Here is a 2,525-nt window from a genome sequence, read left to right as displayed (position 1 = left end):
TGTGCAGCGGCGAAGAGAAGGCAGGGTATCGCCGAGAAGACGAGCAGTGTCGAATACGTGATCCGTGGCCCGAACTTGTCGAGCAGCATCCCGATCAGGATGCGCGCAGGAACGGTGAGCGCCACGTTGCAGATCGCCAGGGTGCGAATCTGGGGAACGGAAAGGCCGAAGTCAGCCTTGATGGTCGTCGCCAGTGGGGCGAGGTTGAACCAGACAACAAATGTGAGGAAGAAAGCAAACCAAGTGAGGTGGAGAGTTTTGTATCTCCCTTGGAGCGACCAGAGTTCGCCGAGCATTAGAGTTGAGTACTGTGATCAGACTTCAAAAGGCTGAGTCAGATCTTGATACGGCGCAAAATGCCAACCGCTTATCCATTGCAACAGCCGGCATTCCGCTCCTTTGTCGTTGAAGCTACCGAATTCCCAAGCCCTGACAATCGCCGATCCCCCGCCCCTGCGCTGTTGCCTGCTCACTGGCGGCTCCAGTCGCCGCATGGGCACCGATAAGGCCCTGCTCCCCCACCCGGACGGAGGCACTTGGCTCAGTCGGACTCTGCAACGGCTGGCCGCCCTGGGGGAGCCGATCACTCTCTGCAGCGGCCACCCAAACCATCGGCGTCTCGCCCACAGGCTTCAACCTTCCCTTGGGGTTCCCGTGGTGACGACCAGTGAGCCCGAGTCTGGCCAGGGTCCGCTGCATTCCCTCGCCCATCTGATGGCCCTGCATGGCGGTGAACGGTTGCTGCTCTGCCCGGTGGACATGCCGTGGCTGGATGAACGCAGCCTGGAGGTCCTGCGGGACAGCGCCCGGCTGGCATTGGAGAGGGTTCACGTGGCCGATGACGGCGTGCGGCAGCAGTACCTGCTGGGGGTCTATCCAGCCTCGGCCGTGCTGCGGCGATCCCTGCAGCGCTGGCTGGCCGCAGGCCACCGCAGCATGGAGGGCTGGCTGGCCCAGCAAGCCGTGTCCAGCGTGCGGTTGCCTGCTGGCGCCCTGCGCAACTGCAACCATCCGGCGGATTGGGCCGCGCCTACGCCAGGCTGATCGCGGTGTCCTGCCCAAGCCCATCCGCCGTGTCCCCTGCTGCTGGTGCTCTGCTGGATCGCCATGGGCGTCGCCCCGGGGTGCTGCGGCTCTCCCTGACGGCCCGCTGCAACCTGGCTTGCCCCTATTGCTGCCCCGATGACCACGATCCTCCCGGCCTGCTGAGCCTTGCTGAACGTCACCAGCTGGTCGCCACGGCCGCCAGCCTCGGCTTCACCCGCCTGCGGCTCACGGGGGGGGAACCCCTGCTGCACCGGGACGTCGAAGCGCTGATCGACCGGCTGCGTCCGCTGCGGGACCGCGGCCCCGGTGCGGACGGCGGTCTGGAGGAGATCGCCCTCACCACCAATGGGGTGCTGCTCAGCGCCGAGCGGGCCCGGGCGCTGCGGCAGGCTGGCCTGGATCGGATCACCCTCAGCCTGGATGGCGCCGATGGCGCCAGCGTGGCCCGCATGGCCGGCCTCGAAGGCGGCAGCGACAGCGCTCGCCAGGGAGAGCGGTTGCTGGCCAGGGTGCTGGACGCCATCGAGAACGCCCACGCGGCAGGCTTCGACCCGGCCCGGGGTGAGCTGAAGCTCAATGCGGTGATCGCCCGTCACCGCAATGCCGACCAGGTGCTGCCCCTCGCCGCCCTGGCCCGGCGCCTCGGCGTGGAGCTGCGCCTGATCGAATTCATGGATGTGGGCAACCGCAACGGCTGGAACGCCAAGCAAGTGATGCCGGCCGCCGCGATGCTGGAGCTGATCCAGAGCCGGTGGCCCCTGGAGCCGGCCGGCCGCCCCATGCACGGCACCGCCAGCCGCTGGCGCTACCGCGATCGCCCCGATGGCCTGCATCTGGCCGTGGTGGCCTCGATCACTGCCCCCTTCTGCGGCGACTGCAACCGCCTGCGCGTCACCGCCGATGGGGTGGCGTACACCTGTCTGTTCGCTGCCCAGGGAACCGATCTCCGGCCCTGGCTACGCCCCCACGGCGATGCCGCCGGACTGAGGCAGGCCCTGGCTGATCTGTGGCGACATCGCGACGATCGCTACAGCGAGGAGCGGAACCGGAGCGGAGCCGTCGGCAGGGCGCCCCACGCCGAGATGGCCTACCTGGGCGGGTAGGCCGCGGGGGCAGGCCCAGGCCGCCGGGGCCTCAGGACTGGCCATAGGGGGCCGTGGTGGCGCGCAGGCGATGGGCCAGCGACGCGATCACGGCCTTCATGATCTTGGGGTGCACCTCCATCAGGTCCTCGAGCGTGGCCTGCTCGATCTGGTAGAGGCAGGTGGGCTCCAGGGCGCTCACGGAGGCGGAGCGCGGCTCAGGATCCAGGGCGGCCAGCTCACCGACGATCTCCCCGGGGCCCAGCTCCGCCACGGTCTGATCGTGGAGATGAACCCGGACGAGGCCGGAGACGACCACGTACATGCAGGTGCCCAGATCGTCCTTCGCGAACAGCGGCTCGCCGGGGGCGAGCTCCACCTCCGCGAGGGCATCGG

The 2,525-nt window shown here is 68.4% G+C and carries 4 protein-coding genes; 2 read left to right on the top strand and 2 right to left on the bottom strand.

Annotation, left to right across the window (positions count from 1 at the left end; genetic code table 11):
- On the bottom strand, window positions 1–296 hold a 296-nt coding region (locus ACLD7X_RS16295), incomplete at its 3' end, for an MFS transporter (RefSeq protein WP_411424733.1).
- Window positions 297–399: 103 nt separating this feature from the next.
- On the opposite strand from ACLD7X_RS16295, the gene ACLD7X_RS16290 reads away from it, so the two are divergent.
- The gene (locus ACLD7X_RS16290) at window positions 400–1,044 is read left to right on the top strand and encodes a molybdenum cofactor guanylyltransferase (RefSeq protein ID WP_425625382.1); all 645 of its coding nucleotides are present in this window, start codon (window positions 400–402) and stop codon (window positions 1,042–1,044) included.
- Window positions 1,045–1,073: 29 nt separating this feature from the next.
- Window positions 1,074–2,150 carry a GTP 3',8-cyclase MoaA gene (locus ACLD7X_RS16285; RefSeq protein WP_411424731.1) on the top strand — a complete coding sequence of 359 codons (1,077 nt, stop codon included), beginning with the start codon at window positions 1,074–1,076 and terminating at the stop codon, window positions 2,148–2,150.
- Between the two features lie 31 nt (window positions 2,151–2,181).
- On the opposite strand, the gene ACLD7X_RS16280 is transcribed toward ACLD7X_RS16285, so the two are convergent.
- Window positions 2,182–2,525: Crp/Fnr family transcriptional regulator (locus tag ACLD7X_RS16280; RefSeq protein WP_411424730.1), on the bottom strand; the 344-nt coding region annotated here is incomplete at its 5' end.

It is taken from the genome of Aphanothece microscopica RSMan92, assembly GCF_046613545.2.
Lineage (GTDB): Bacteria > Cyanobacteriota > Cyanobacteriia > PCC-6307 > Cyanobiaceae > NIES-981.
Note: the sequence above shows the minus strand (reverse complement) of the source record. Positions and strands in the feature narration are given on the sequence as shown.